The sequence below is a fragment of the Prosthecobacter sp. genome (assembly GCF_044227185.1).
Classification (GTDB): domain Bacteria; phylum Verrucomicrobiota; class Verrucomicrobiia; order Verrucomicrobiales; family Verrucomicrobiaceae; genus Prosthecobacter.
The window spans coordinates 1-26448 of sequence record NZ_JBGAFO010000021.1; the positions used below are offsets into that span (position 1 = coordinate 1).

General features: G+C 62.8%; 21 protein-coding genes. 14 read left to right on the forward strand and 7 right to left on the reverse strand.

All coding sequences use genetic code 11. From position 1 onward, the window contains the following. Nucleotides 1-263: 263 nt before the first annotated feature. Nucleotides 264-1484, reverse strand: coding sequence for a serine/threonine protein kinase (locus tag ACILSQ_RS30330; RefSeq protein ID WP_395747457.1), 1221 nt, complete (start codon nucleotides 1482-1484; stop codon nucleotides 264-266). 89 nt (nucleotides 1485-1573) lie between these two features. On the opposite strand from ACILSQ_RS30330, the gene ACILSQ_RS30335 reads away from it, so the two are divergent. The 6 genes from ACILSQ_RS30335 (at nucleotide 1574) to ACILSQ_RS30360 (ending at nucleotide 6799) form a co-directional block, all read left to right on the forward strand. Next, complete coding sequence (locus ACILSQ_RS30335; protein WP_395747458.1) at nucleotides 1574-2680, forward strand: ABC transporter ATP-binding protein; 1107 nt, start codon at nucleotides 1574-1576, stop codon at nucleotides 2678-2680. Between the two features lie 32 nt (nucleotides 2681-2712). Continuing rightward, on the forward strand, nucleotides 2713-3537 hold the full coding sequence (locus tag ACILSQ_RS30340) for an ABC transporter permease (protein WP_395747459.1): 825 nt from the start codon (nucleotides 2713-2715) through the stop codon (nucleotides 3535-3537). After that, entirely contained in the window at nucleotides 3534-4304 is a 771-nt protein-coding gene (locus tag ACILSQ_RS30345) for an ABC transporter permease (RefSeq protein WP_395747460.1), read from the forward strand. Before ACILSQ_RS30340 ends, ACILSQ_RS30345 begins: the two co-directional genes overlap by 4 nt. Next, complete coding sequence (locus ACILSQ_RS30350; RefSeq protein ID WP_395747461.1) at nucleotides 4301-5077, forward strand: YdcF family protein; 777 nt, start codon at nucleotides 4301-4303, stop codon at nucleotides 5075-5077. The genes ACILSQ_RS30345 and ACILSQ_RS30350 overlap by 4 nt, the downstream gene beginning before the upstream one ends. A gap of 73 nt (nucleotides 5078-5150) precedes the next feature. Next, nucleotides 5151-6251 (forward strand): helix-hairpin-helix domain-containing protein, encoded by a 1101-nt coding sequence (locus tag ACILSQ_RS30355; protein WP_395747462.1) that lies wholly within the window; start codon nucleotides 5151-5153, stop codon nucleotides 6249-6251. 8 nt (nucleotides 6252-6259) lie between these two features. After that, nucleotides 6260-6799, forward strand: a complete 540-nt coding sequence (locus ACILSQ_RS30360) for a PHP domain-containing protein (RefSeq protein ID WP_395747463.1) — start codon at nucleotides 6260-6262, stop codon at nucleotides 6797-6799. Nucleotides 6800-7248: 449 nt separating this feature from the next. On the opposite strand, the gene ACILSQ_RS30365 is transcribed toward ACILSQ_RS30360, so the two are convergent. Continuing rightward, the gene (locus ACILSQ_RS30365; RefSeq protein ID WP_395747464.1) at nucleotides 7249-8553 is read right to left on the reverse strand and encodes a M20 family metallopeptidase; all 1305 of its coding nucleotides are present in this window, start codon (nucleotides 8551-8553) and stop codon (nucleotides 7249-7251) included. 54 nt (nucleotides 8554-8607) lie between these two features. Then, on the reverse strand, nucleotides 8608-12597 hold the full coding sequence (locus ACILSQ_RS30370; protein ID WP_395747465.1) for a PQQ-binding-like beta-propeller repeat protein: 3990 nt from the start codon (nucleotides 12595-12597) through the stop codon (nucleotides 8608-8610). Here ACILSQ_RS30370 and ACILSQ_RS30375 point away from each other — a divergent pair. Then, nucleotides 12596-13624 (forward strand): hypothetical protein, encoded by a 1029-nt coding sequence (locus ACILSQ_RS30375; protein ID WP_395747466.1) that lies wholly within the window; start codon nucleotides 12596-12598, stop codon nucleotides 13622-13624. The two genes, ACILSQ_RS30370 and ACILSQ_RS30375, sit on opposite strands and share 2 nt — an antisense overlap. On the opposite strand, the gene ACILSQ_RS30380 is transcribed toward ACILSQ_RS30375, so the two are convergent. Beyond that, entirely contained in the window at nucleotides 13605-14480 is an 876-nt protein-coding gene (locus ACILSQ_RS30380; RefSeq protein ID WP_395747467.1) for a hypothetical protein, read from the reverse strand. The genes ACILSQ_RS30375 and ACILSQ_RS30380 overlap by 20 nt on opposite strands. A 182-nt stretch (nucleotides 14481-14662) precedes the next feature. Between ACILSQ_RS30380 and ACILSQ_RS30385 the strand changes: the two genes are divergently transcribed. Further along, nucleotides 14663-15403 (forward strand): lysozyme inhibitor LprI family protein, encoded by a 741-nt coding sequence (locus ACILSQ_RS30385; RefSeq protein ID WP_395747468.1) that lies wholly within the window; start codon nucleotides 14663-14665, stop codon nucleotides 15401-15403. Between the two features lie 26 nt (nucleotides 15404-15429). Next, the gene (locus ACILSQ_RS30390) at nucleotides 15430-15714 is read left to right on the forward strand and encodes a VF530 family DNA-binding protein (RefSeq protein ID WP_395747469.1); all 285 of its coding nucleotides are present in this window, start codon (nucleotides 15430-15432) and stop codon (nucleotides 15712-15714) included. A gap of 116 nt (nucleotides 15715-15830) precedes the next feature. On the opposite strand, the gene ACILSQ_RS30395 is transcribed toward ACILSQ_RS30390, so the two are convergent. Further along, nucleotides 15831-16583, reverse strand: coding sequence for an ABC transporter ATP-binding protein (locus ACILSQ_RS30395; RefSeq protein ID WP_395747470.1), 753 nt, complete (start codon nucleotides 16581-16583; stop codon nucleotides 15831-15833). Nucleotides 16584-16731: 148 nt separating this feature from the next. On the opposite strand from ACILSQ_RS30395, the gene ACILSQ_RS30400 reads away from it, so the two are divergent. After that, the gene (locus ACILSQ_RS30400) at nucleotides 16732-18381 is read left to right on the forward strand and encodes an alkaline phosphatase family protein (protein WP_395747471.1); all 1650 of its coding nucleotides are present in this window, start codon (nucleotides 16732-16734) and stop codon (nucleotides 18379-18381) included. Between the two features lie 187 nt (nucleotides 18382-18568). Continuing rightward, nucleotides 18569-19165, forward strand: coding sequence for a hypothetical protein (locus tag ACILSQ_RS30405; RefSeq protein WP_395747472.1), 597 nt, complete (start codon nucleotides 18569-18571; stop codon nucleotides 19163-19165). 6 nt (nucleotides 19166-19171) lie between these two features. Here the strand turns inward: ACILSQ_RS30405 and uvrA are convergent, their stop codons facing one another. Beyond that, entirely contained in the window at nucleotides 19172-22105 is a 2934-nt protein-coding gene (gene uvrA / locus ACILSQ_RS30410) for an excinuclease ABC subunit UvrA (RefSeq protein ID WP_395747473.1), read from the reverse strand. Nucleotides 22106-22230: 125 nt separating this feature from the next. Between uvrA and ACILSQ_RS30415 the strand changes: the two genes are divergently transcribed. The 3 genes from ACILSQ_RS30415 (at nucleotide 22231) to ACILSQ_RS30425 (ending at nucleotide 25222) form a co-directional block, all read left to right on the forward strand. Beyond that, nucleotides 22231-23199 (forward strand): hypothetical protein, encoded by a 969-nt coding sequence (locus ACILSQ_RS30415; RefSeq protein WP_395747474.1) that lies wholly within the window; start codon nucleotides 22231-22233, stop codon nucleotides 23197-23199. 209 nt (nucleotides 23200-23408) lie between these two features. Continuing rightward, entirely contained in the window at nucleotides 23409-24695 is a 1287-nt protein-coding gene (gene hisD, locus ACILSQ_RS30420) for a histidinol dehydrogenase (RefSeq protein ID WP_395747475.1), read from the forward strand. Beyond that, nucleotides 24692-25222, forward strand: coding sequence for a hypothetical protein (locus ACILSQ_RS30425; protein ID WP_395747476.1), 531 nt, complete (start codon nucleotides 24692-24694; stop codon nucleotides 25220-25222). Before hisD ends, ACILSQ_RS30425 begins: the two co-directional genes overlap by 4 nt. Before the next feature lie 255 nt (nucleotides 25223-25477). Here ACILSQ_RS30425 and ACILSQ_RS30430 read toward each other — a convergent pair whose 3' ends face one another. After that, complete coding sequence (locus tag ACILSQ_RS30430) at nucleotides 25478-26422, reverse strand: type I phosphomannose isomerase catalytic subunit (RefSeq protein WP_395747477.1); 945 nt, start codon at nucleotides 26420-26422, stop codon at nucleotides 25478-25480. Between the last annotated feature and the right edge of the window lie 26 nt (nucleotides 26423-26448).

Sequence of the window (26448 nt, forward strand, 5' to 3'; positions counted from 1 at the left end):
TGTTCCTGCTCGAAACCATCCAACGTTGGCAACGTCAGGTCCGACCATGAACATAAACTCTTCATCTCAACCGCCGGATGCGGAACCGCACGTCCGGTGGTGTGGGAGGACGGCGGGGGCAACCCCGCCTCCTACCCGATCGGAGCTACAAACCGTTTCCAGATCCGGATTCCGGATTCCGGCTTCCTCCTTCGCTCCACGAGCTACGGAGGGCCCGAAAGCCGGTACTGCAATGCGGCGCCGGATGCGGTGTCAGACTTCGGTCAGCGCGGCTTTGGTGCGGGCTTTCCTTTTTGGGACTGGGGATTCGTTTTCGGGGGTGCGGGCTTCGAACCGCAGCGGGGAAGGATGAACACGACGATGATGAGAATGACAGCCGCGGCCGCGATGATGATGGGCTTGTGGTTTTTGGCACCAGCGCCCGGGGTCTTGCGCAGAGGGGGTGTGGGGGGCTTGCGCTGAGCGGGAACTGCCGCTGCGGCTGGGGCGGGGGCCGCGGTGGGGCGCTTCGGTTTATTGGCGGCCACATGAGGGCCGGCGGCGATGGGGATGGTGCTGGAGGTGGCGTTTCGCGCGCCGTGCTGAGGCGTGGGCAGCACGACCGGGGCGGAGAGCGGCTGCTGGAGGAAGGGAGCGGGCGGGGTGGAGGTGGGAGCCTGGGGGGCGGGCTCGGAGCGCGGCGGGAGATCGGGGGCTTCGCGACGCTGAAACAATTCACGGGCGGCCGCGGCCTTGCGCGGACGCTGCTCGGGATCGACGGCCATGAGGTGCATGACCCAGGCGCTCATCCAGCCGGGGACGTGGGGGGCGAGTTTTTGCAGCGGGGCGAGATCGTGGCCGAGGTGCTTGAGGCGCAGCTCTTTTAACACGCGGCCGTCAAACGGCGGCCTGGCGGTGAGGGCTTCGTAGAGGATGCAGCCGAGGGCGTAAACGTCTGTGCGGCGGCGGGTGGTGCCATCCTGCCATTGCTCAGGGGCGGTGCAGCGGTAGGCGCGGATCTGCTCCTCCTTGCTGTCATTGCGTCCGGCAAAACCCTGGCCAAAGCCGTGCAGGGTGACTTTCCACTCCTCGGCGGAGCTGCCGGAAATGCGGACGTAGTCCGGGCGGAGGCTGCCGTGGACGATGGCCTCCTCGTGGAGGGCGGAGAGGGCCTCCAGGAGCTGGGAGGCGACGGCTTCAAACTCCTTCTCCGTGAGGGGGCCGCGCTCCAGGATGGCGCTGAGGGTCTCGCCGGGCAGGGAGCCGGCGACGATGGTGTAGAAGCCGTCCTTGTCCGCGCCGAAGTCGATGAGGCGGTCGAGGTGGGGATTTTGCAGGGGGGCGAGCTGGCGGAAGAGTTCCTGGAGGCCGTCGATTTCCTCCTGCTTGGTGGTTTTGAAGCGGCGCAGGCGGAGTTCGTCGCCGCGCTTGTTGTCGCGTACGAGGAGGAGCTTGCTGGCGGTGTCCTCTTCAAGAGGACGCAGGATTTCAAAACGGGAGGACATTCGGTAAAGCTGGCCCGTTCCATTGAATCCCGCAAGCTTCTTGCCACATCCATTGTTTGCAGGCTACAGTACCCCTTCAACCATCCTGAATGGACGATTTTCTCGTCATTGACCACGTTTCCAAGTCCTTCGGCGCCCAGCGCGCCGTGGATGATGTGTCGTTGACGGTGGGGAAGGGGGAGGCGTTTTCGCTGCTGGGGCCGAGCGGGTGCGGGAAGACGACGCTGCTGCGGATGATCGCGGGATTTGAGCGGCCGGACGGGGGGCGGATCCTGGTGGGGGGGCAGGACATCACGGCGCTGCCGCCTGAGCTGCGGCCGGTGAACACGGTGTTTCAAAACTACGCGCTGTTTCCGCACCTGAGCGTGTGGGAGAACGTGGCCTTTGGGCTGCGGATGAGCCGGAGGCCGCGGGAGGAGATACGCAGCGGGGTGGACCGGATGCTGGAGCTGGTGAGGCTGAGCGAGCATGCGCGGAAGAAGCCGGCGCAGCTCAGCGGCGGGCAGCGGCAGCGGGTGGCGATCGCCCGGGCGCTGGTGAACCGGCCGCAGGTGCTGCTGCTGGACGAGCCCCTGGCGGCGCTGGACCTGAAGCTGCGGCAGCACATGCTGATGGAGCTGAACACGATCCATGAGCAGGTGGGGACGACGTTTATCTACGTGACGCATGACCAGGGGGAGGCGATGAGCCTGAGCGACCGGATAGCGGTGATGAACGCGGGGAAGGTGGAGCAGGTGGACTCGCCGGAGCACCTGTATGAGACGCCGCGGAGCAGCTTTGTGGCGACCTTCATTGGCGATGCGAATTTTTTCACGGGAGTGGCGGTGGAGCTGCAGCATGAGGGGTATGTGCGGGTGATGATCGACGGGCTGGGAAGTCCGCTGGTGCTGAGCAACGGGGCGGTGGCGTCGAACCAGAAGGTGACGCTGATGGTGAGGCCGGAGAAGATCAGCCTGACGCTGAAGCGGCCGCCGAGCGGGGAGCGGGTGAACGCCTTTCCGGGGGTGGTGGAGGACATGGCGTATTTCGGTTCGCACACACGGTACCGGATTCGCGCGGGGGAGCATTCGGTGCTGGCGCAGGTGCAGCGCAGCCGCTTCAGCGGCGGAGAGATTGACCCCGCGCCCGGCGCGGAGGTGTGGATGAGTTTTCACCCTGACGAGGGCCGGGTGGTGCGGCTGGAGGGGGCGGCATGAAGAGCGGGGGGGAGCCTTCCAAGCAATGGCTGGTGACGCTGCCGTCCCTGGCATGGCTGATGGTGTTTTTTGTGGTGCCGGCGGTGCTGGTGTTTGTCACCGCGTTTCGTCCGGCGGATCTGCAGGGCGGGGTGGGACCGGGATGGACGCTGGCGACGCTGGAGGAGCTGCGGGATCCGGTGTACCCGCCCATTTTGTGGCGCACCTTCTGGCTCAGCGGACTGACGACGGCGGCGTGCCTGGCGCTGGCGCTGCCGATGGCGTTTCAGATGGCGCGGGTGGGGCCGCGCCTGCGGCAGGCGCTGCTGCTGCTGGTGATCATCCCGTTTTTGTCGAACTTTTTGATCCGCATCTTTGCGTGGAAATCGCTGCTGCATCCGGAGGGGCCGCTGACGAAGATGCTGGTGGCGCTGCATGTGGTGCCAGAAAATGCCATGCTGCTGAACCACGCGGGTACGGTGCTGCTGGTGCTGGTGTACACGCAGCTTCCGTTTGCCATTCTGCCGCTGTATGCGGCGGCGGAGAAGTTTGACTTTGGCCTGCTGGACGCGGCGCGGGATCTCGGGGCGGGGCCGTGGGCTGCGTTTTCAAAGGTGTTTGTGCCCGGGGTGCGGCGGGGGCTCATTTCCGCGGGGGTGATGGTGTTTGTGTGCTGCCTGGGGCAGTATGTCATTCCGCAGATGGTCGGCGGCGCCTCGGATGAAATGCTGGGGAGCAAGATCGCGCAGCGGGTGTTTTCAGACCGGAACCTGCCGCATGCCAGCGCGCTGGCGGCAGGGCTGATGCTCGCAGTGCTGGCGCCGATGCTGATGGTGGCGCTGTGGCAGCGGTTTGGACGAAAGGAGGAGGCGGCATGAAGCGCTCGCGCGTGCCCGCGTTCATCACGGCGGGGGTGATTCTGTTTTTGTTCGCGCCGCTGGTGGTGCTGGTGGTGAACTCCTTCAATGCATCGCGGTTTGGCGGCGAGTGGGAAGGGTTTACGTGGAACTGGTATGAGAAGCTGTGGGCGGCGGGAGAGGTGTGGGCGTCACTGTGGATCACCCTCAAGATCGCGGTGTCAGCCTCGCTGGCGGCGATGGTGCTGGGCACGCTGGCGGCGTATTCGCTGCACCGGTTCCGGTCGTGGCTGCAGAACGTGCATCACATGCTGATCACGCTGCCGCTGGTGATGCCGGACATTTTGATGGGGATGTCGCTGCTGGCGCTGTTTGTACTGACGGGGGTGGAGACGGGACTGCTGACGATCTGGATCGCGCATGTGACGTTTTGCCTGAGCTTTGTGACAATGGTGGTGCTGGGACGGCTGCAGGACTTTGACTTCACGCTGCTGGACGCCGCGCGTGACCTGGGGGCAACACGGGGGCAGGCGGTGAAGAAGGTGCTGCTGCCACTGCTGCTGCCCGGGGTTCTGGCGGGCGGGCTGCTGGCCTTCACGCTTTCGATTGATGATTACGTGATCACGTTCTTTGTATCCGGGCCGGGAACAACCACGCTGCCACTGCGGGTGGCCAGCATGATGAAGACCAGCCGAAGCCTGCCGATGATCAACGCCCTGAGCACCCTGCTGATCGCCAGCACATTTCTTTTTGCCGCCCTCAGCTCCCGCCTGCAACGCCGCGCATGAACTCCTTTCTCAGAGCCCTGGCCGATTTCATGGAGCCCGTGGGGGTTCTCTGGCTGCTGCTTTCAGCCATGCTGGGGCTCATGCTCCGGCGGCGGCAATGGCGGGCGGCGGCGCTGCCCGCGGCTGCGTGGCTGCTGCTGACGCTCACCGCGGCTTCTCCTTTGTCGGACGCCTTGATGGGATGCCTGGAATCCCGGTGGCCGCCGGTGGAGGTGGAAAAGCTGCCGGAGTGCGACGCGATCGTGGTGCTGGGTGGAGGCATGGACCCCTCATGGCGTGAGCCGGCAGGCATTCACCTGAAAGGAGGAGCGGACCGGCTTTTTACCGGGCTGCTGCTGGCGAGACAGCACAAGGGCAGGGTGATGGTCATCGGCGGAGGGAGCTTTGAAACGGCGACGAGCAGCGAGGCCGAAGCGGACGGCGCGAAGCGCTGGGTGGAGTCGTGGGGGCTTTCGCCCGTGCCGGTGGAAAGCCTGGGCCACTGCCTGGACACGCATGACGAGGCGGTCAAAGTGTCCGCGATGGCGGCCAAAAACGGCTGGAAGCGCGTTGCTGTGGTGACGTCCGCCTTTCACATGACGCGGACGAAGGCGGTCTTTGAAAAAGCGGGGGTGTCCGTGGTGCCGGTGCCGTGCAATTACATCAGCACGATGATGAGAAACCAGAAGGTGAAGTGGCTGCATGTGCCCAATGCCGCGGATCTGGCCAGCTTTGAGGCGTGGATGCATGAGGTGATCGGATGGTGGGCCTATCGTCTGCACGGGTGGATTTAAGGGCCGGCACGGAATCAGGAGCGGAGATGATTTTCGCGCTTCACCTCGCTGCAAGGCACGCCATGATGCGGGCATGACCCGTGAAGACGCCGCCACCCTCTTTGAACGCATCGCCCTCCTGCTTGAGCTGAAGGGGGAAAACACCTTCAAGGTGCGTGCGTACCGGACGGGCGCGGAGATCGTGGAAAGCTACAGCGGGGACATCATGCAGATGGCGGCGGAGAACAAGCTGGCGGGCATCAAGGGCCTGGGCGAGGCGCTGCGGGACAAGCTGCATGAGATGGCGACCACTGGGCGGCTGGAGTTTTATGAGAAGCTGAAGGCGGAGTTTCCGGACACGCTGTTTGAGCTTTTCAACCTGCAGGGCCTCGGGCCGAAGAAGGTGGCGGCGCTGCATGCGGAGCTGGGCGTGTCCTCCATCGCGGATCTCAAGCGAGCGTGCGAGAGCGGAGAGGCGGCGAAGCTGGCGGGTTTTGGCGGCAAGACGGTGGAGAAGATTCTGGAGAGCATCGCCTTCCGTGAGCAGCATGCTTCGGAGTTTCGCCAGGACCAGGCGCACCCGCTGGTGCAGGAGATTCTGGAGGCGCTGCGACAGCACCCCAATGTCTCGCATGCGGAGGTTTGCGGCAGCTTCCGGCGCGGCAAGGAGACGGTGCATGATCTGGACTTTCTGGTGTCCACGCGAAAGCCGGAGGAGGTGATCGAAGCTTTTGTGAAACTGCCGCTGGTGGTGGATGTGATTGCCAAAGGACCGACGAAGGCGAGCGTGCATGTGACGCACGGTTTGCAGTGCGATCTGCGCGCCGTTTCATCCAAAGAGTTCCCGTTTGCGCTGGCCTATTTCACGGGGAGCAAGGAGCACAATGTGGCGATACGGCAGCGGGCGCTGGCGCGCGGGTGGTCGCTCAATGAGTATGGCTTTACTGCGGAACGGGATGATGCGCCGGTCATCCCGCCGGTCCATGATGAGGCGGAGCTGTATCGGGCGCTGGATCTCGATTTCATCGACCCTGAGCTGCGCGAGAACAAAGGGGAGATCGATGCGGCGGAGCATGGCGGGCTGCCGCGGCTGATTCAGCTGGAGAATCTGCGGGGTGTTTTTCATAACCATACGACGGCGAGCGATGGTGGTGCGACGCTGCGCGAGATGGCGGATGCTGCATCAAGGCGCTGAACGAAGAGATGAGGGAAGAGGGCTTCCGTATCTTTGCGGGCAGCGAGGTGGACATTTTGAAGGATGGCAGCCTGGACTTCAGCGATGAGGTGATGGCGCAGCTCGACTACGTGGTGGCTTCGGTGCACAACGTCTTCAACCTGCCGGAGGCGGAGATGACGAAGAGGATCATCCGTGCGATTGAAAATCCGCATGTGACGATGCTGGGGCACGTGACGGGGCGGCTGCTGCTGCAGCGCCCGGCTTACAATGTGAACATCGCGGCGGTGATCGATGCGGCGGCGGAGACTGGGACGATCATCGAGCTGAATGCGAGCGCGTGGCGTCTGGACATGGACTGGCGCTGGTGGCGGCTGGCGAAGGAGAAGGGGGTGAAGTGCAGCATCAATCCGGATGCACACAGCACGCACGGGCTGCAGGCGGTGATCTATGGGATCAAGGCGGCACGGAAGGGATGGCTGACGCGGCAGGATGTGGTGAACAGCCTGCCGCTGGGGGAGATTGAGGAGGTGCTGAGAGCGAAGCGCGGCAGAAAAGCGGAGGACTGAAAATTGGGAACTGAAAGGTGAAAACTGAAAATTGACTGACGCCAGGCGCAGTTGAAAATGAGCCTGGCGGGAGGTGCTTTATTGAGCGCCGGTGCTGAGGTTTTGGCGAGGCGGCGAATGGTGAGATGAAAGAGATGGGTGATGGCGGAAGAGGAGCGCGGCGGGACGCGTTGCAGACGCTGCTGGAACCCGTCGTGGTTTTGAGGGATGATGGGTTTGCTTAACCGGATTTCGCGTGAGAGACCCAGGGCTTGCTCGTTCCTCGCGGCGCCCTGGGCTGAATCCGTCGCCCCTTTGGGGCTGGTGAAAGTTTGGGCGAAGAGAATCGACTCGTTTTCAACAGATCGTGGTATGAGAAGGCGTCAGGCGCTTTGGGCGATGTTTGGGAAAAGTGGACGCTGGGCATTCCAGAGTGAGCTAAAGCGCACGAGTACTTTTCTTGGAGCGTCTTACTTTGCTGAGGCGTCGAGAAAATCGCAGACGGCGGCGGCCATGACGGCGACGCCGGTTTTGATGCTTTCTTCGTCGCAGTCGTACATGGGGGTGTGGCCGCCGTAGGTGAAACCTTTTTCCTCGTTGGCGACGCCGAGGCGGAAGTAGAAGCCAGGGACGACCTGGGCGAAGAAGCTGAAGTCTTCGCCGCCCATGCCGGGAATGAGCTGGATGACGTTCTTCTCGCCGACGATGCGTTTAAAGACGGGCAGGGTGGCATCGACGAGCTTCTGATCGTTGTGAATGCTGGGGTAGGTTTTGCGGTACTCCATTTCATAGGTGGCGCCGTGGGCTTCGGTGATGCCTTTGAGGATGCGTTCCATCTGCTTGATGATGCCGTCACGGAAGGCGGCATCGTAGGTGCGGACGGTGCCGCCGAGCTCGACTTTTTCCGCGACGATGTTTTCGCGGTCGCCGCCGCTGATGGTGCCGATGCTGATGACGAGGGGCTGGCGCGTGTTGGTCTGGCGGCTCTTGATCATCTGCAGGGCCATGATGGCCTCGGCAGAGATGGCGATGGCGTCCACGCCTTTGTGCGGCGAGGAGCCGTGAGCCATCTTGCCGTGAATGGTGATGTGGAAGCGGTCGCTGTTCGCATTATCAATGAGCGGGGTGTAGCCGATCTGCCCGGCCTTGAGGTAATGCGCCTGATCATCGGTGGTGCTGGCGGGCTGCACGAGGGCGGTGGTGTGCAGGCCAAAGACGGCGGCAGGTTTTGGGTTTTCCATCGCTCCTTCAGCGACCATGAGCTTGGCGCCCCAGTCGCCTTTGAAGGTGGCGGGCATGGCCTCCTCCGCAGGCTGGAAGAGAAACTTCACGCTGCCTTTTATCTGATCGCGGTGCTTGGAGAGAAGCTCCGCCACACCGAGCGCGCAGGTGACGTGGACATCGTGACCGCAGGCGTGCATGACGCCGGGATTCTGCGAGCGGTAGGGCGTGCTGCGCAGTTCCTTGATGGGAAGGGCGTCCATGTCCGCGCGCACGGCCACGCAGGGGCCGTCCTGCATGCCTTTGAGCAGGGCGACGACTCCGTGCTTGGCCACACCGGTTTTGATGTCGGTGAAGCCGAGTTCCTTGAGGCGGTCAGCCACGAGCTTTGACGTGCGGACCTCTTCATTGGGAAGCTCCGGGTGCATGTGGATGTCGCGCCGGATCTCGACGAGGTGAGGGAACATCTCCTCGATGCTCTTTTTGAAAACGGCGTCGCGAGTTTCCGTGGCGGCGGCGGAGGAGATGAGTGCGAGCAGGGCAAGGTATTTCATGGCACGGGAGGTTTCACGTGGAAGGCAAGCGGAAGACAGAACTGCAATGCGGTATTACCTCTGAGCGACGCCCGCGGTGATTTCCTTGGCATTGGTCCGCAGGATTTCGATGCCGTTGAGGATGGGGGCGCAGTCGGGGGAGGCGGGAATGAGCTCCACCACGAGATTGTCAGTGGCGGGGATGTTTTCAAACTGCTCCACGATGGCGCCTTTGCGCGTGGCGGGGTCGAAGGCCTTGAGCACGGTTTTGCCGCCGAGCTTGATGTCGAAGACGCGCTGGCCGGGCTGGTCCTCCGCCATGGCGGCAAACATGAGCTTCACGGTGTAGGTGGCGGGCGGCTGGCCTTTGGCGAGGACGGGGATTTCGAGCTTGGTGATTCCACGCAGACCGCTGGTGAAGATCCAGGGCGTGTCATGGCCTGAGATGGAGTGGCTCTCAGAGCTGAAGGCAAAAGCTCCGCCGCTTTTGCTGGTGTATTGAGGTTTGAAATCGAGCGGCAGGTCGATGCCCGCACGGCTGGCAGGGCGAGGGTAGCCGAGCCAGAGCTTGCCGTGGGCATCGCGGCGGTCGCCGGGGGCTCCCAGATTCAAGGCCATGTGCTGCACGGGCAGGGAGGGACCTTCAGCGCTGTACACGCCCCAGTTCATGCGGTCCTCGCGAGGCTCAAACACGACCGTACTGGCGATGGAGAAGAGGCAGACGCAACCGGCGCTGGCCTCGGGAATCATGACAAGGCCGTTGGCGGGGATGGTGTTGATCCAGCAGCCGAGGCGATGGCCGGCGAAATGCTCGGTGCCGCTGTCCGTATCGCGATCATAGAAGGCGGTGAACTTGGAGCGGAAGAACATCATGTTTGGCGTGGCAGAGATGGCGCCGCAGTGGTGGCCGGGGCGGGCAAACATCCAGGCGGACTCTTCGCCAGTGAGGGGATGCTTGCGCGTTTTTTGCGTGCCGGTGTAGAGATCGTAGCTCCAAGGTTCGGCGATGATTTCATTGTCCACGACAACGGGGCGGTGGCGGTAGTTGGCGTCCTTGGCCCAGAGCTTGTCGCCCTTGTTGGCATCCAGCACGACGAGGCGGCGGCGTTTGAACTCACCGCTGAGGAACTGCTCCCAGTAGTGGCCGTTGGCATTGGCGCCGCCGAGCACGAGGTGGCCGTTGTGATACATGAGCGTCAGTGCGCCGCCGCCGATGCCGATCTCGCTGCAGTCGGTGACATCCACGGGCTTGGCCCACTGCTGCTCGCCGGTGGCGGCATTCAGCGCCACGGCCATGCGCAGGTCGTGATTCTTCTGACGATCCTCGGCGAGTTCACGCTCCTTGCCGGTGAGCTTGGCGAGGTCGGTCTTGTCCTGCGCGAGCATGAGTGCGCGCTGCTCGGGGGTGAGCGAGGCATCGATGAAGAAGAGGCGGCCGTCTCCGAGGGCGATGCTGACGTGGGAGATGTGCTTGCCCTGATGCGTCCATTTCAGCGCGCCGGTTTTCACATCGTAGGCAAAGATGCGGTCGGTGGAGATGGAGCCGGTTTTGCCACGGCGTGCGACCTCCGAGGCCTTCTCCACGCGCTCGGTTTCGGTGCCGTAGAGAAGGCCATCTTGAACGGCGATGTAGCCCCACTGCAGGTCTTTCTTGCTGCCCGCACCGGGGATTTTCAATGTGCGCACGATCTTGCCGGTGGCGGCATCAAACTGGATGCACTCGTCCTCGATGAGCATGAAGAGGTAGTCATCGGTCGCGGCCATGTTGCCGGGTTCGCGGGCATTGTAAACGCCGATGCGCATGGCGCCGGGGTTCATGGTCTCCCAGAGGAACTGGCCGTTGTAGGCGTCATAGGCCATCACGCTGTCCTCCCCCTGCACAAAGAGGCGGCCGTTCACCGAGACGGGCCCCACCGCTCCATCGTGACGGTTGACGACCTTGCCCGGGCCTGGGTCGCCATACCAGAGCACGCTGAGGCCGCCTTTGATGCGGTGGTCGTCAGTGCTGGAAGTGTTCGCCGCATTGCCATACTGGTGAGACCAGGAGCTGGCGCCGGGCAGGGTGGCGCGAGTAAGCACGCTCCAGCCGCCGGCGGTTGTGAGGCTGGCTTTTTCATCCGTCAGTTTTGTTTCAGCCAGCCAGGCGGTGGTCTTCGGTGTGGCCTTGAAGCAGAACTTGCCGCCAACGGGCTTCAGATGCATGGCGACATCGGCAGGAATGCCGACAGGCTCCAGGCTGTCGCTGACGATCAGGTTGGCGCAGTAGTTTGAAAACGGCATCACCGCGAGGTCGAGATGGTCCACGGTGATGCGCGGGCCGTAGAGTCCGGTGGGCAGCAGCGCCTGGCGCGTGGCGGCGACCTTCTTTTCATCGGCATCCACACCGAAAATCACGAGGTCGGAGCGCTTGGCGAGTTCATAGGCGAGGCGGCCCTGGTCATTCCCGAGGACGATGCAGAAGCCTTTGGTGACGCCGGTTTGTTTCAGGATGGCCTCCGCAGCTTCAGCGTGGGCTTTGTCGGAGGGAAATTCATTCGGCTTTTTCTCAGCGAGCACTTCGGCTGGCTTTTGACCGAAGACGTAAACGCGGCCGGTGGTGGTGCTGACGACGAGATGTCCGTCTGAAGCAGCGAGGCCGCGCGCCTCGCCCTCCACGGCGGACTTCCAGACCTGTTTGCCGGTTTCGGCATCGATGGCGATCACTTCGCCCTTGCCGCCTGCGATGACGGTTTTTCCAGCGATGATCAATGCGGACTGATGCGGTGTCTCAAGCGTCCACTTCACGCCGGCATCGGTGAGGGTGGCAAGCTCGGCCTTGTGCTTCGCGATCTCATCCTGCTTGGCCTTGTAGGCGATGCGAAGAGGCTCGTATTTTTCGGCGATGGCGGCGAGCTCGGCCTGGGCCTTGGCAAAGGCCTTGGGGTCGTCCTTGGCCTTGCGGGCGGCGCTTTCGGCGGCCTGCAGTTTTTTGGCCGCGGCGACTGCGGGATCCTTTTTCAATGCGGCCCCGATCTTGGCGATGGCTGCCTCGTGGCCGTGGCGGATGCGCGTGCCCTCGGCATGCTTCGAGCGGTCCACAGCGATGATTTTGGAACCGTTGGCCATGTAGCCCATGTCTCCGGCCAGGGTCATCTGGGTGCCTGCGAACCAGGCGTAGCCGGCTTTCTGCTTCTCCTGATCGAGCGCCAGGATGTGGTGCTCGCCCACGGCGTAGATTTGATCATCGGCGAGGAATGCCTGGGTGCCGCCGATGGGGCCGCCGGCATCGCTGCGCCAGCCGGGTTCAGGTTTGACGATGAGCTCGCCGGTTTTGCGATCGATGGAGACTGCGAGTGATCTGCCGGAGGGGACGAAGAGGATGTCCTTCGTGGCGAGGAGGTAGCCCTGCGGCGAGAGGTCGTTGCGGCCGGCGTCCTTCTCGCTGATTGCGTCATTCTTCCAGATGATCTTTCCGGTGGCCGCCTCGACGGCGTAGAGGAAGACTTTTTCATGCGGAAACACGCCAGCGCCGAAGTAGGCGATGCCGTCATCGATGAGCAAACCGGTGCGCACGGGCCAGCGCGAGATCATGCGGCCGCGGGCCAGGATGCGCTCGTCATGCGGGCCGGCGCGGAGCTTCCACACCACCTTCCCAGATTTCGCGTCCAGGCAGTAGGCATGGCCGTCATCGGAGCCGACATAGACTTTTCCGTCTGCGATGGCGGGTGCCAAACGCACGGGGCCATTGGTGAAGAAGGACCACTCGTCCCGGCCGGTGGCGAGGTCACGGCAGATCACGCGGCCATCGACGGAGGAGCCAAAGAAGATCTTCCCGCCGCTGATGGCGACGTGAAACACCTCATCAAAGCGGATGCGGTTCAGCGTGACGTGATTTTCAAAGACGCGACCGTCCTCGCCCGCCCAGGCCATCTGCGGAGGGGTGGGGGATTCAAAGGTCCAGGCGGAGTGCAGCGGCAGCGAGAGATCTTCGGTGGTGGCGCCGACACGGGAGGCATCGTGAAGGTAGGTCGGCCAGTCGGCGCGGGCGGTGGAAAGGAGAGCGAGGAGAAAGAGAAGCGGACGCATGATCGCACTAAAACGCGGGTGGGATGCGAATTCATCCAAAGTCCCGCGTATTGTGCGGGTGCCCATGCTGCGCCGTCTTGCTCTTATCCTTCTTTTTTCCGCGACCGCCGCGCTGGCCTGCTCCGTGCCAGTGTTTCGATATGCACTGGAGCATTGGGCGGCGGATCCGTACCGGGTCACGCTGCCGCATGGGGTGACGCTGGAGGGGAACTTCAAGGTCACGGTGGGAACTGAGCGGCGGATCGAGCTGCGGCAGCCGCTGATGATGCGGAACGATGAGGTGATCTGGTCGGCGGAGTACTCGGAGGCCAATGCGAAGCTGCTGGTGGATTCACCGGCGCGCCAGCAGATCGCGGAGCGGCTGGGCAATGGAGAAAGCGCGGTGTGGGTGCTGCTGGAGAGCGGCGATGCGGCGAAGGATGCCGAGGCCGCACGCTTTCTGGACGAGCGCCTGGAATACCTGAGCAACGTGATGGAGCTGCCGAAGCTGGACCAGCAGGACGTGAAGAACGGACTGGTCTCGATCCCTGATGAAGGGCTGCGACTGGCCTTTTCGACACTGCGGCTGAAACGCGATGAACCGGCCGAGAGCGCCTTCATCGCGATGCTGCTGGCGAGCGAGCCGGACCTGCGCAGCCTGAAGGAGCCGATCGCGTTTCCCATTTTCGGTCAGGGGCGCGTGCTCTATGCACTGGTGGGCAAAGGAATCAAGGTGGAGACGGTGGACCGTGCCGCACAGTTTCTCATCGGCTCCTGCTCATGCCAGGTGAAGGAGCAGAATCCCGGCGTGGATCTGGTGATGGCGACGGACTGGAAAGCGATGGTGAAGGCGCAGGCGATGCCTGGCCAGCAACTGCCGGAGCTGAGCCAGATCGCCGATCTTCTGCCGCAGACGGTGAGAATCGGAGCGGAGCCTGTGCCCGAGCCCGAGCCTGTGCGTGACAGGTCTCGTTTGTACTGGGGCGGCGGACTGGGGCTGGTGGCCCTGATCCTGGCGCTGTGGTGGTTCAGGGCTGGGCGGAATTGAGATCGAGGCCGAGCTTTTTGAGCTCCCATTCCTGCGCGGGCCAGTTGATCTCGGTGGTGGTGCCGACGGGTTTTTCGTTGGCGAAGATGCCGGCGGAAAGCGGGCGGATGCGGCGGTGCGTGGCGTGTTTGTCCACGAGCGGCATGCCCTGGGTTTTGGGGGAGGGATTTTGCGCGGCCTTTTCCTCCTCCTGCCAGACGGTGGCGAGCTGATGCAGGGCGACGATGCGGTACCAGTGCCAGGGCTGCTCGCAGACGACATTGTCGCGGCACCAGCGCCAGCTGGCGAAGCGCTCCAGCTCCGCGGGGCGGACGAGGAAGCAGCGGACGCATTTGCGGCGGACGACCTGGCGGTCCTCGCAGGTCATGGCAAAGAGCCAGGTCTCGCGCGGGAAGGGCGTGATGGCGAGGTGGCCGGCGATGTGGTTGAAGGCGTCATTGAGGACTTCAAAGCCGAGGACGCCTTCGGTGCGGAGCACGGGCTTGCGCAGGGTGGTGATGTCGGCGAGTTCGCGGACGATTTTGCGCGCGGCGGGATTGTCGTAGAGATCATTCACCGTGGTGCTGGGCATGAGATTGCGGAAGAGGAGCGTGTATTTGTCCGAGCCGGGCACGGGGACGAGGAAGTGGGCCTGGAAGAGCACGTCATCGGAGTCGCCACGGCGGAGGCGGTCCAGCGCCTTCAGATGACGGCGGAAGAGGAGGAACCAGCTGGCGAAGAAGCCGAGGAGGAAGCCGATGAACTTTCCGGTGATCTCCGGGACGACACGGTTCCATTCCAGATGGCGCAGCCAGTCCGCCACCGTCTGCGCATTCAGACTGCCGATCCATTGGGTGAACTGATCGTAGAGATTCATGGAGAAGAGGTGACGGAGACGCGGGGGCGGAAAGCGCGGAGGCTAGAGGTAAAACATTCTTTGGCAAGGCGTGAACACACATTCAAAAGCACCCGCATCCTGATGATCAGGAAATGGAAACAACCTGTGGCAAACCATGGACATGCGCACGCGTGCAGCTAATCTGGTGCCACATGCGAAACGTGATTTCATTTCTCTCCCTCGTCCTTGTGCTCGTGGCCTTTTCCCAAGGCAGCGTGCAGGCGCAGGACAAGCCGATGAGCCGCGCGGAGGCGAAGGCTGCGTTTGAAAAAGCCGACCGTGCGTTGAACGAGGCGTGGGCGGTGGCCAAGCAGAAGCTGCCGGAGGGGGACTTTAACAAGCTGAAGGAGGACCAGCGGGCGTGGGTGGAGTATCGCGACTACCTGGCGCGCTCGCCGATGTACACCGGTGCGGATGGGCAGGGCGAGCTGGCGCTGGATGCGCCGGAGTATCTGGAAGCGGCGGCAGGACTGGAGGAGGAGCGCACCACCTGGCTGAAGGGACTGACCCACGAATGGAAGGACGAGACGCTGACGGGGCTGTGGACGGACAGCTATGGTGGAAGCATCGAGATCGTGGAGCGGGAGGGGCATCTGCACTTTGTCATTCAGTGCGTGCGCGGGCCCACCTCGCATGTGGGCGGGCTGGCGGGCATTGCGGTGTGGAATTCCACCATCGGCTGGTTCAGCGACAAAGGGCGCGAGAAGGACAAGACCGACGAAACGAATCTGAGCTTTGTGCTGACCGACAAAAGGCTGGAGATCAACGGGGCCAATACCGGCTACTACCACGGCGCACGCGCGTATTTCAACGGCAGCTACGTCAAGGTGAAGGCGCTGGATGCGAAGGCCCAGGCCAAGGTGGTCAAGGCCGCGAAGGCTGGCGAGGTGCCGGAAGAGTAACCTTTCATCACGAATTCATTCTTATCATGCACGCCGCAGGTCCGAAAAATCCGCTTCATGGCATCACGCTGCAAATGATGGTGACGCAGCTCGTGGAGCACTATGGCTGGGAGATGCTGGGGAGGATGATCCCGATCAACTGCTTCAACTGGCACCCGAGCATCAAGTCGAGCCTGACGTTTTTGAGGAGGACGCCGTGGGCGCGGGCGAAGGTGGAGGCGCTGTATTTGGATTCGCTGCCGGATATGAAGGCGGCGAAGGAGGGGGAGGCGCCAGAGGGGGAGACGAAATCGGAAGGGACTGAAAACTGAGAACTGAAAACTGGGAATTGGAAATTGTCTGAAGGGGTGCGCGTCCGCTTTTGAAGGAGCGGGGATGATCGGCCTGACGGTAAAGCTCGTGGGGGTCGGAGACCCCCACTCCTTGTTTAGAGGCGCTCGACGTGCTTGAGGTGCTCGGGCGGGGGATTGTCGGCATCGACGTCGTGGATCTCGACGACGCGGCCGTCGTCCATGCTGGCGATGCGGTTGGCGTGGTGGAAGATGCGGTTGTCGTGGGTGACGATGAGCACGGCGCGGTCTTTGCCGCGGGCGACGTGCTCGAAGAGTTCCATGACTACGTGGCCGTTCTTGGCATCGAGCGCGGCGGTGGGTTCGTCGCAGATGATGAGCTCGGGCTCGTGAACGAGTGCGCGTGCGATGGCGACGCGCTGCTGCTGGCCGCCGGAGAGCTGAGAGGGGCGGTGCTTGAAGCGGTCGCCAAGGCCGACCTGGGCGAGGACTTCTTTGGCGCGTTTTTCGGCCCTGCCTGAGCTCATGCCCTGGATGAGGAGCGGCACGCTGACGTTTTCCGCGCAGGTGAGGGTGGGGATGAGATTGAAGGACTGGAAGATGAAGCCAATGTGTTTCGCGCGGAAGCGCGTGATGGCGGCGGTGGACATCTTGCGCAGGTCCTGGCCGAGGACCTCCAGCTCTCCGGCGTCTGCGCGCAGGGTGCCGGCGATGATGCTGATGAGGGTGGTCTTGCCGCAGCCGGAGGGGCCGACGAGCATGGTGATGTCCCCGCGGCGCACCTCGAGCGCGATTTCCTTGAGCACCTGGAGCCGGGAGCCGCCATCGCCAAAGCTTTTGGAGATGCCCTTCACATGCGCGGCGAGCTGGGTGGGTTTGGGAGTGCTCATTCGTTCGGAATTCCTACGCGGGTTGAATGGCGGTGGTTGTGCAGGAGTTCAAGCGGGGAGTGGTGGGTGAAGCGCGGCCACCTTGTGCTGAGGTCGCTGAAACTCTGCTCGCGGGGCGGGCGTTAAGGTGTTTCTTCTTTTTCCGACCATGAAGTTTTCCACACCGACTTTTCTCTCTGCTTTTGTCATGATGTGCGCCGCAGGTTTGCAGGCGGCGCCGCCCAAGGCGCCGAAGCTTGTCGTCGCCATCCTGGTGGACCAGCTTCGCTATGATTATCTGGATCGTTTTCACTCGCAGTTTGTGGATGGGGGATTTCGGGAGCTGACGGACAAGGGGGCCTTCATGACCTTCGCCCAGTACAATTACTATCCGACGATTACGGCGCCGGGGCATGCGAGCTTTTTCAGCGGGAGCCCGCCGATGATGCACGGGGTGATCGCGAACGACTGGTTCGACAAGCGGAGCGGGGAGATGATGTACTGCGTGGAGGATGATAGTGTGAAGGGCGTGGGAACGGATGCGAAGGAAGGGCAGAGGTCGCCGCGCAACTTTATCGGGGCCACGGTGGCGGACCAGATGCGGCTGCACTGGGGCAGCAAGGTGGTGGGCATTTCGGTGAAGGATCGCGGGGCGATTTTGCCGGCGGGGAAGAAGCCGACAGGGGCATACTGGTTTGAGGCGGCTTCGGGGAATTTTATCACGAGCACCTATTACCAGAATGAACTGCCGGGATGGGTGAAGGCCTTCAATGACAGCAAGCGGCCGGATGCGTTTGTGGGGCAGACCTGGGAGCGGCTGCTGGATGCGAAGCAGTATCCGGTGCCGGATGAGGCGGCGGGAGAGGGCCACCTGGCGGGCGAGAAGGGCAGCACCTTTCCGCACAAGGTGATCAAGGAGGAGGCGGAAGGTTATGAGTCGATTCTTTCGACGCCGTTTGGCAATCAGCTTCTGATGGAGTTCGCGAAGGCGGCGATCGAGGGCGAGGGACTGGGGCAGGGGGACAAGCCGGACCTGCTGACGGTTTCATTTTCCTCCATCGACTACTGCGGGCACAAATTTGGGCCGTATTCGCAGGAGGTGCAGGACATCACGCTGCGGCTGGACCGGCAGCTGAAGGAGCTGTTTGCGTATCTGGACAAGAAGATCGGGCTGGCGAATGTGGTGATGGTGCTGACGGCGGACCACGGTGTGGCGCCCACGCCTGAAAATGCGAAGGAGCAGGGCCTGGATGGAGAACGCCCCAATGTGACGGACATGCTGGTGGAACTGCAGGGGAAGGTGGCGGAGCGCTTCGGCGCGGGTCGGTATTTTCTGTCTGCGAAGGGCAGCCTGAAGCCGAAGCTGGTGGAGGGGAACCTCTATTATGATCACGCGGTGCTGGAGACGAACAAGGTGCAGCCCGAGGCGCTGACGGCCTTCATCCGCGAATGGGCGCTTTCCAAGGAGGTGTTTCACGCGGTGTATGGCCGCGACCAGCTTCTGGAAGGCCGCGCGCCGGGCGTGATCGGCCAGCGGATTGCGAATGGATTCAACGGTGAGCGCAGCGGCGATGCGGTGCTGATTCTGAAGCCTTGGATGATTTCGGGCACGGGCAAGGCGGCGACGGGCACGACGCATGGCTCGCCGTTTTCGTATGACACGCACATCCCGATCATCTTTTACGGCGCACCGTTCAAGGCGGGAAGGTACGCGGATGAGTTTTCGATCACGGATCTCGCGCCGACGCTTTCAGCGGGGTTGGGGATTCAGGAGCCGCCGATGTGCATGGGGAAGCCGGCGGTGAGGGTGCTGAAGTAGAGGGGCGACTAATTAACAGAGGAATAGTGCAGGACATTCGTTGCGAGCAGCTCAGTCTCTTAACCGCATGCTGCCTGATTATTCCTCGCGTTATTTGTAAGTGCGCTGCGTTTGCCGCGCGCCACTGTTGAGTTTTCTAAAACGATTCATTTTTTAGGAAGCAGACAAAAACGCCCACTTTTATCTTATGAAATACCCTGGTTTTAAACTTGAGGACGTAGCCAATCTTATGACCGTTTTTCAGCCCGCGGTTCTTTTTTTGTTTTGGCTGCTAACACATAAAAAGTTTCACAGCTTCTGGCAGAAGTGGAAGAACTGGGTTGTCACTCTTTCAATCGTTGCGTCTGCAATCGGATTGTGGAAACAAGGATGGCTTGCATGGCTCGCTGCGCCAGTGAGTATACCGGTTTGGGGTGTAATACTTGCTGCCGTTCCCGTTATTTTATGCGTTGCCCTGATCATCCGAGAGATGTTCAAAAGTTCGTCCAGCGTTCCGACTTTTGAAGACTATAAATCGGATATGATTTTTGGAATCCGATGGAATTGGGTTTATCATCTGGGCCAGATCGAACCAGATCTTGTAAATGCGTTTTGCCCAAACGATACATGCCGTTGTCGCTTATCCCACAGTTGGTATCTGGATCGATCAAACTCCATATTCAATTGTCCAAACTGCGGCTTCCATCACACATTAGAAGGTGATGAACGCGAAGTACATAGGCGTGTGGCGATCGAAATTGAACGACGCGTTAACACTGGCGAATTTATAAAAGCTCTTGGCTAATTCAGGTTACCGCAAAAACCTCCCCGTCACACTCTTCTCATTCGCGGCAATCTGCTTTGGAGTACCCGTTGCAAGCACATACCCGCCTTCGGTGCCGCCGCCGGGGCCGAGGTCGATGATCCAGTCGGCGCAGCGGATGACGTCGGTGTGGTGCTCGATGACGATGAGGGTGTTGCCAGCATCGCGGAGGCGGAGGAGGACGCCGAGGAGAGTCTGGATGTCGGCGCTGTGGAGACCGGTGGTGGGCTCGTCGAGGACGTAGAGGGTGCGGCCGGTGCTGCGTTTGGCGAGCTCGGCGCTGAGCTTGATGCGCTGGGCTTCGCCACCGGAGAGGGAGGCGCCGCTCTGGCCCAGCTTGATGTAGCCGAGGCCGGTTTCTTCCAGCGTTCGCAGCTTGGGAGAGATGGTGGTGCTGCGGTCAAAGAAGCGCAGGGCTTCGGTGACGGTCATGTCGAGGACGTCGGCGATGTTCTTGCCTTTGAAGGTGATCTCCAGTGTCTCCGCGCCGTAGCGGCGGCCTTTGCAGGATTCGCAGGTGACATAGACATCGGCGAGGAAGTGCATGTCGATCTTGATGAGGCCGTCGCCTTCGCACTTCTCGCAGCGGCCGCCGGGGGTGTTGAAGCTGAAGCGTCCGGCGTCGTAGCCACGCATGCGGGCGAGCGGGAGCTGCGCGAAGAGTTCGCGGATGGGGCCGAAGGCGCCGGTGTAGGTGGCGGGATTGGAGCGGGGGCTGCGACCGATGGGGGATTGATCGATGACGACGACTTTGTCGAGGTGCTCGAGTCCGGTGATCTTTTCGTGCGCGCCGGGGATTTCCTTGGCATCGTAAAAATGGCGGCGCAGGGCGCGCATGAGGATGTCATCGACCAGGGTGGATTTGCCGCTGCCGGAGGGGCCGGTGACGCAGGTGAAGGCACCGAGGGGGAAGGCGGCGGTGACGTTGCGGAGGTTGTGCTCGGTCGCGCCGTGGATGACCAAAGAGTTCCCTGTTCGCGGTTCTCTGTTCTCGGTTAAGAGGTCTTGGGGGAGGGCGATGGCTTCGATGCGTTTTTTGCCGCTAAGGTAGCCGCCGGTGATGGAGTTTGGGTTTGCGGCGATTTGTGCGGGGCTGCCTTGGGCGGTGATTTTTCCGCCGAGGTGGCCGGCGCCGGGGCCGAGCTCGATGATGTGATCGGCGGCGCGCATGGTGGCCTCGTCGTGCTCGACGACGAGGACGGTGTTGCCGAGATCGCGCAGGCGGAGGAGGGTCTGGATGAGGCGTTCGTTGTCACGCGGGTGCAGGCCGATGCTGGGCTCGTCCAGCACGTAGAGGACGCCGGCGAGGCCTGCGCCGATTTGGGAGGCGAGACGGATGCGCTGCATCTCCCCGCCGGAGAGGGTGCCGCTTTCGCGATTAAGGGCGAGGTAGCCGAGGCCGACTTGTTCGAGGAATTCGATGCGCTTGCCGATCTCGCGCTGGAGTTCGCCGACATAGACTTTTTGCTGGTCGGTGACTTCGAGATGGCGGATCCACTCCAGCGCGTCGCGGACTTGGAGGGCGGTGAAGTCGTGGATGTTTAAATCGGTTCTCGGTTCGCTGTTCTCGGTTAGCTGTTTTCCTTTTGCGGGGGCGCTGGAGGACAACTGAGAACTGGGAACGGAGAACCGGGAACTGAGTTTGACCGCGAGCGATTCGGGCTTGAGGCGCATGCCTGCGCAGGTGGCGCAGGGCTGGGGATTCATGAGGCGGGAGAGGGCGGAGCGGAGGGCGTCGCTTTCGGCGCTTTCGTAGAGGCGGGAGATTTCGGGGAGGAGGCCTTCGAAGGGTTTGGCGAGGCTGCGTTTGTTGCCGGCTTTCTGCCAGCCGGTGCTGATGGCCTCGCTGCCCGTGCCGTGGAAGAGGGCGTGCTTGAAATCCTGCGGGAGGTCCTGGAAGGGGGTGTCGAGGGATGCGCCGAAATGTCTGGCCAGGGCCTCGACGCTTTGATTGAAGATCATCTTCACCTTCGGGTGGCGAGCCCACCAGGCTTTGATGGCACCGTCTTTGAGTGATTTCGTTTCGTCGGGGACGAGGAGGGTGGCGTCGGGTGTGGGCTTGGTGCCGGTGCCTTCACAGGCGGGGCAGGCGCCGAGGTGGGTATTGAAGGAGAAGTGCTGCGGGGTGAGGCGCTCGATGGTGTAGCCGGTGCGCGGATTCGCAAAGGCGGTGGTGTAGCTGAGAATCTCCTCGCTGCCGTCGAGATTGACGAGGAACTGCACCTCGCGGTCGTTCCAGTGCAGGGAGCTTTCGATGGCCTCCATGAGGCGCTGGCGGGAGTCGGGGCGGACGACGAGGCGGTCGATGACGATCTGCACGTTTTGCGTTTCGGCATCGTCGAGGGCAGGGGAGTCTTCGAGCTCGGCGATGGTGCCGTTTAGGCGGACGCGGACGAAGCCCTGGCGCTTGAGCTTTTCAAAGAGGGTGCGGATGTCGGCAGCACTGGCCGGGGGCTGGGGGGAGAGGACGACGACGCGGGTGCCTTCGCCGAGGGCGAGGACCTTGTCTGCAATCTCGGGCGGGGTGCTGCGGTGGAGTTTTTCGCCGGTGCCGGGGTCGTAGGGCTGACCGGCCACGGCGTAGAGGACGCGGAGGTAGTCGTAGATTTCCGTGACGGTGGCGATGGTGCTTCGCGGATTGGGGTTCGAATGAACCTGCTCGATGGCCACGGCGGGGGAGAGGCCCTCGATGAAATCGACGTCGGGCTTTTCCATCTGGCCGAGGAACTGGCGGGCGTAGGCGGAAAGGCTCTGCACGTAGCGACGCTGGCCCTCGGCGAAGAGGGTGTCGAAGGCGAGGGAGGACTTGCCGCTGCCGCTGACGCCGGTGAGCACGACGAGCTGGTGGCGCGGGATGTCCACATCGATGTTTTGGAGGTTGTGCTGCCGTGCGCCACGCACGCGGATCACGTCTTCAGGCATGTCTGCACAAAAGCCGCACAGGGGAGGGTAGATCAAGCCCAAGAAATCTCCCGGCCCGGGCGTTTTAGAATGGTGAATCAGGGCGGTTGATTTCTCCGATCCCGCCCCTAGACTCCCTTCCTGCCATGAAACCTCTCATTGTCATCATCCTGGCCATCGCCGTCGGTTACATCTCCTACGAGTATGTGTATCCGCCGCTGGCAGACGCCATGAAGTTCACCAAGCACGTGCCGAAGGTGGAGGAGCCGAAGCAGGAGATCGTGGTGGCCCCAGTGCCAAAGCCAGCCCCGAAGCCGGCACCGAAAGTGGTGGTGGCGGAGCCCAAGCCTGAGCCGAAGCCGGAAATGAAGCCGGAGGAGCCGAAACCCGAAATGCCCAAGGCTCCCGAGCCGCCGCCGGTGGACCCGAACGCCTTTGTGGCGCCTGTGTTCCCGCCCGTGGATGAACTGACCCAGAACTGGGCGGCGGTGCCGAAGGGTTTCTTCAACACGCCGAAGCAGGTGACCATGAAGAAGGACCTGGAGCTGAAGATGCAGATGGGCAAAGCCACCGCGGCCACCACCTTCAAGTCGGGCACCAAGATTTTCGTGATGGGCCAGGAAGGGCCGAACCTGGTGGTGGGCGCTTCGGCAGGGTCCCCCATGCGCGGGCTGGTGGCGATGGACGACACCGACTTCAAGGAAGTTTTCACCGCGGCCTATGAGCAGGTGAAGGTGGTGCAGACGGAAAATGCCCGCAAGGCGCATGCATACCGCCTGGCGGCGGCTGAGCGTGCCAAGAATGCTCCGCCAACCGCTGGCGGAGGCGGCGGTGGCAGCAGCAATGACAAGCCCGTCAAAGACGCTGATGGAACGTACCCGCTGCTGCTCGCCAGCATGAAGGCCGGCGAAGTGACGGAAATCAAGCCCGACAACATCAAGTCGTGGGGAGATCCGGCGCAGGAAAAGATCGATGGTACGGAATACTGGACGGTGAACGTGAAGTACGAAACGCAGACGATGTTCGGGAAGTTTGAGACCGAAGCCCAGGCCCGCATCAAAAACGGCCGGGTGGACAAGTGGGTGTACACAGGCTCGGGTGAAGTGGTGCCGTAGAGAGGCTGCAGGTTTCAAGTTTAAGGTTTCAGGTTTCAAGCTTTAGGCCGGTCCCGTGGGTGAAATGGAGTTCTTGCCGGGGTGACGGGGGTTTGCTGGCGATCCGCAGAAACCGGAATGGGGGTCGGAGACCCCCACTCCTTGGGGGCGGCGTCTCTTGACTGCTTGACCCTTTGACGTCCTGACTGCATGTCTAACGCCCCCCTCCGATGAAAATCATCCGACACACTGACTCTGACTACACGAATGCTGCTGCAGCCTTGAACCGCCGTGCGGAGGCCAGTGATGCGGTGCGGGAAGTGGTGGCGGGCGTGGTGAAGGCCGTGCGCGAGCGTGGCGATGCCGCGGTGCTGGAGCTGGTGGAAAAATTTGACGGGGCGAAGCTGACGGCGGCGCAGATGCGTGTGCCGCAGGCGGAGCTGGAGGCGGCCTGGGATGCAGCGGATGCCGCGCTGAAGAGCGCGCTGGAGTCCTCCCACCGCAATGTGGCGGCGTTTGCGAAACGCAGCCTGCGGCAGGACTGGAGCTTTCAAAACGAACAGGGCGCGACGGTGGGGGAGGTGTACCACCCCTTTGAGCGCGTGGGCTGCTATGTGCCGGGCGGTACCGCGCCGCTGGTGTCCACCTCCATCATGACGGTGGCCATTGCCGCCGCGGCGGGTGTGCCGGAGATCGTGGTGTGCACGCCCTGCGGGCGCGATGGCACGGTGAATGCCGGACTGCTGGCCGCACTGAAGCTGGCGGGCGCCACGGAGGTGTACAAAATCGGCGGGTCGCAGGCCATCGCCGCGATGGCGTTCGGCACGGAAACGATCCGGCCGGTGACGAAGATTTTTGGTCCTGGAAACAGCTATGTGGTGGAGGCGAAGCGGCAGAGCTTTGGCGTGGTGTCGATCGACCTGCTGCCGGGACCGAGCGAGGTGCTGATTCTGGCGGATAAGTCAGGGAATCCTTCCTACATCGCGGCGGACATTCTGGCGCAGGCGGAGCATGGCAAGGACAGCATGGCGGGTTTCCTGACGGATGATGCGGCGCTGCTGGAGGCCGTGGTGGCGCAGGTGGAGAAGCAGTCCAAGACGCTGAGCCGGCAGGCGCAACTGGCGCCGGTGCTGGAGAAGGGCGTCTTCCTGATGCTGGTGCCGAGCCTGGAGGAGGGAGCGCGGCTGGCGAACGAATTTGCGCCGGAGCACCTGACGCTGATCACCACGCGTGAGGAGGCGATCCTGCCGCTGATCCGCACGGCGGGCGCGATTTTCCTGGGGAACCACTCGCCGGTGGCGGTGGGGGATTTCCTGGCGGGGCCGAGCCACACGCTGCCGACGGGCGGCTCCGGGAAATCGTTCCCGGGCATCACGGCGGACATGTTTCAGCGGCGCACCAGCATCATCCGCCTGGACGCGGAGAGCTGCGCGAAGTCGGAACCGGTGGTGAAGGCGATCAGCTCAGTTGAGGGGCTTGATGCGCACGCGCATTCGGTGTCCATTCGCGGTGTATGAAACGCTGCCTCTGCCTGACCGCCCTTCTGCTCATTGCCTGCGGCAAGGAAACACCCGCGCCTGCTCCTGCGCCCGACACCAAGAAAGCGGCGGAGGCGCTGAAACCGGTGCTGCCGCCGAAGAAACTGCCGCCTGTGCCGCAGGGGAAGCTGCCGAAGATGGATCCGGAGAAGGCGAAATTCATCGCCGTGCCGAGCACGCCGCAGGACGCGCCGGACAAGAAGGCGACGAAGCCACCAGCGGGTGCCACGGCGGAGAGCAAGAGGGAGAAGCCGCCTGCCACCGCAGCGAAGAAGCCGGCGGTGCCTGCGACTGAAACGAAGAAGGCTGAGCCAGGTGCCAGTGTGCCGGTGCCGGAGACGAAGAAGGCTGTGGCCAATGAGGCGGCATTGATCAAGGCGGCGGAGGACGCCGCGCCACAGATGAAGAAGGCGGAGCCCGCCGCAGTGGTGAAAAAGGCCGCGCCTGCGACACCCGGGGCGGAGGTGAAGAAGGCCGCGCCGTCTGGCGCCGCAGGCGGCCAGTAGCGTGTGAGGTGCGGGGTTTCAAACCCTGCTTGCAGGAGCTGTGCATCGGGTACGCGGCGGTGCTTTGTGTCGCCCCTACGCGGTTCCACGGCTTTGAGAGACGGAGGTGATGCGGTTCCGTGGGTTGTCACCCACGGCTACGATTGTGCCAGCCCTCCGGGCTTTCGGAGGGTGCCTGGGTCTCGCATGGAAATGGCATGTGTTTATGCCGGGCCGCCAGAAGAGGTTTCCAAACAGGGCCTGAACCGGGCTCTTTCACGAGGGCACGCGGATCTCGAGCCACTTGCTGTGGCTGTCTGCGGGCTTCACCTGGCGGGCCATTTCCTCCAGCGCGGCGGGGACAAGGGCGAAGTCACCTGCTTTCAAGACGGTGCCGCCGACGCTGATCTCGCCGCTGGTCACGGCGAGGGTGAGGCCTTCGCCTGGAGCACCGGCAGGGCCGGGAGTGCTGCGCACTTTGACGTCGAAGTATTCGCATTTTACCAGGGTGCCGTCGGCTTCGATTTTCTGCACGCCGGGCGCGAAGTCGTTGAAGTCGATGCTCTGCATGGACTCCATGACATGGAGCGCACGGGGTTTGCCATCGAGGCCCACGCGGTTCCAGTCGAAGACGCGGTAGGTGGTGTCGCTGTTCTGCTGGATCTCGTAGATGAGGAGGCCGGCGCCGATGGCGTGGACGCGGCCGCTGGGGATGAAGAGGCAGTCTCCGGTGCGGGCGGGGATGACGTGGACGACATCCGCCACGGTGCCGTTTTGCAGGGCGGCCTCGAAGTCTGCCTGGGTGACGCCGGGCCTGAGGCCGGCGTAGATTTTCGCGCCGGGATCCGCGTGGGCGATGTACCACATCTCGGTCTTGGGTTCGCCATTCAAAGCGGTGGCCATGTGCGCGGGCGGGTGCACCTGGATGGAGAGATCATCGCAGGCGTCGAGGATCTTCATCAGCAGTGGGAAGGTGGGACTGGGGCAGGAGAGGAGGGCTTTGCCAAAGACTTCCTCGCGGTGGTTCGTCCACAGGTCGTGCAGGGAGACGCCGTCCGCGGTGATGCTGGGGGCCTCCGGGCGGTCGCACACGGTCCAGGCCTCGCCGAAGGGCGTGGTGGCGTCCGGCAGGGAGGCGCCGAGGAGGGACTGCATGCGGCGTCCACCCCAGACGCGGCTTTGGTAAATGGGTGTGAAACGAATGAGGTGATTGAATTTCATGAGATGATAATGAACCACAGCGTGCG

Excerpts from the sequence above, each read along its gene's own strand:
- uvrA (WP_395747473.1), bottom strand. The coding sequence starts at position 22,105 with ATGCCTGAAGACGTGATCCGCGTGCGTGGCGCACGGCAGCACAACCTC.
- ACILSQ_RS30355 (WP_395747462.1), top strand. The coding sequence starts at position 5,151 with ATGACCCGTGAAGACGCCGCCACCCTCTTTGAACGCATCGCCCTCCTG.
- ACILSQ_RS30400 (WP_395747471.1), top strand. The coding sequence starts at position 16,732 with ATGAAGTTTTCCACACCGACTTTTCTCTCTGCTTTTGTCATGATGTGC.
- ACILSQ_RS30370 (WP_395747465.1), bottom strand. The coding sequence starts at position 12,597 with ATGCGTCCGCTTCTCTTTCTCCTCGCTCTCCTTTCCACCGCCCGCGCC.
- ACILSQ_RS30380 (WP_395747467.1), bottom strand. The coding sequence starts at position 14,480 with ATGAATCTCTACGATCAGTTCACCCAATGGATCGGCAGTCTGAATGCG.
- ACILSQ_RS30430 (WP_395747477.1), bottom strand. The coding sequence starts at position 26,422 with ATGAAATTCAATCACCTCATTCGTTTCACACCCATTTACCAAAGCCGC.
- ACILSQ_RS30345 (WP_395747460.1), top strand. The coding sequence starts at position 3,534 with ATGAAGCGCTCGCGCGTGCCCGCGTTCATCACGGCGGGGGTGATTCTG.
- ACILSQ_RS30390 (WP_395747469.1), top strand. The coding sequence starts at position 15,430 with ATGCACGCCGCAGGTCCGAAAAATCCGCTTCATGGCATCACGCTGCAA.
- ACILSQ_RS30405 (WP_395747472.1), top strand. The coding sequence starts at position 18,569 with ATGAAATACCCTGGTTTTAAACTTGAGGACGTAGCCAATCTTATGACC.
- ACILSQ_RS30375 (WP_395747466.1), top strand. The coding sequence starts at position 12,596 with ATGATCGCACTAAAACGCGGGTGGGATGCGAATTCATCCAAAGTCCCG.
- ACILSQ_RS30350 (WP_395747461.1), top strand. The coding sequence starts at position 4,301 with ATGAACTCCTTTCTCAGAGCCCTGGCCGATTTCATGGAGCCCGTGGGG.
- ACILSQ_RS30335 (WP_395747458.1), top strand. The coding sequence starts at position 1,574 with ATGGACGATTTTCTCGTCATTGACCACGTTTCCAAGTCCTTCGGCGCC.
- ACILSQ_RS30415 (WP_395747474.1), top strand. The coding sequence starts at position 22,231 with ATGAAACCTCTCATTGTCATCATCCTGGCCATCGCCGTCGGTTACATC.
- ACILSQ_RS30425 (WP_395747476.1), top strand. The coding sequence starts at position 24,692 with ATGAAACGCTGCCTCTGCCTGACCGCCCTTCTGCTCATTGCCTGCGGC.
- hisD (WP_395747475.1), top strand. The coding sequence starts at position 23,409 with ATGAAAATCATCCGACACACTGACTCTGACTACACGAATGCTGCTGCA.
- ACILSQ_RS30330 (WP_395747457.1), bottom strand. The coding sequence starts at position 1,484 with ATGTCCTCCCGTTTTGAAATCCTGCGTCCTCTTGAAGAGGACACCGCC.
- ACILSQ_RS30395 (WP_395747470.1), bottom strand. The coding sequence starts at position 16,583 with ATGAGCACTCCCAAACCCACCCAGCTCGCCGCGCATGTGAAGGGCATC.
- ACILSQ_RS30360 (WP_395747463.1), top strand. The coding sequence starts at position 6,260 with ATGAGGGAAGAGGGCTTCCGTATCTTTGCGGGCAGCGAGGTGGACATT.
- ACILSQ_RS30365 (WP_395747464.1), bottom strand. The coding sequence starts at position 8,553 with ATGAAATACCTTGCCCTGCTCGCACTCATCTCCTCCGCCGCCGCCACG.